The organism is Bifidobacterium aemilianum (genome assembly GCF_003315635.1).
Classification (GTDB): Bacteria; Actinomycetota; Actinomycetes; order Actinomycetales; family Bifidobacteriaceae; genus Bifidobacterium; species Bifidobacterium aemilianum.
Map to the genome: position 1 here is coordinate 1 of NZ_PDCG01000098.1, position 380 is coordinate 380.

1 protein-coding gene is annotated in these 380 nt (G+C 65.5%); it reads right to left on the reverse strand.

The window, feature by feature from the left end; translation table 11 throughout:
• Positions 1-380, reverse strand: a 380-nt coding sequence (locus CRD60_RS08900; protein WP_201737262.1) for a hypothetical protein, incomplete at both ends; no start/stop codon positions are given.

Genomic DNA, 380 nt, shown 5'->3' on the forward strand with positions numbered 1-380 from the left:
GTGATGGGGGGTACCTGTCCGGTGGCGTCTCCCAGGTCGTAGCTGATGGTGACGCGGTGGGTGTATCGGGCGTATAGGGTCATGGTGTGGCTGGTGTCGTCGATCTCGTCGGGTCCGATGTGGCTGGTGGTGAAGTCCCACTTGCGGCCGCCGGTGGTTGGTGTGGTCCACCATCCGTTGAAGGTGGGTGTGGCCTCGTTGGGGAAGGTGCCTGTTGGGGTGCCCGGGTCGGTTATCAGGCCGGTGCCGTAGTTGATGCCGGTCTGGTCGGTGATGGTGGGGTTGGGTGTCAGTCCCGGCGCGAGGAAGCGCACGGTGTACTGGTCGGCCTCCCATTTCGCCTTGATGGTCATGGGGGCGTGGACGGGGTCGGTGGCGGG